The sequence below is a fragment of the Flagellimonas olearia genome (assembly GCF_009184425.1).
In the GTDB taxonomy this organism is placed as follows: Bacteria; Bacteroidota; Bacteroidia; order Flavobacteriales; family Flavobacteriaceae; genus Flagellimonas; species Flagellimonas olearia.
The window spans coordinates 1-350 of sequence record NZ_WELG01000124.1 but is presented as its reverse complement, the minus strand read 5'-3'; the positions used below and the strand labels follow the sequence as shown (position 1 = coordinate 350).

General features: G+C 58.0%; 1 pseudogene. It reads left to right on the top strand.

What is annotated here, in order from left to right:
* Positions 1 to 350, top strand: a pseudogene (locus F8C76_RS19415) (5-methyltetrahydropteroyltriglutamate--homocysteine S-methyltransferase); the annotation flags it as partial.

Here is a 350-nt window from a genome sequence, read left to right as displayed (position 1 = left end):
CAGCTCTCCCGCGACCGGGTGAGCCCGTTTGCCGAACGCATTGCGCAGCAGCAACAAGCCCTGCAGTTGCCCGCTTTCCCCACCACCACTATCGGCTCTTTCCCGCAGACTCGAGAAATCCGTACCGCTCGCCGGGACTGGAAAGCCGGCAAGCTAAACGATGCGCAATACCAGCAACAAATGCAGGAAGAGATTGCTCGCTGCATTCGCTACCAGGAAGAGGTGGAGCTGGATGTGCTGGTGCATGGTGAAGCCGAACGTAATGACATGGTGGAATACTTCGGTGAACTGCTGGACGGTTTCGCCTTTACTCGCTTCGGTTGGGTGCAGAGCTATGGCTCACGCTGCGT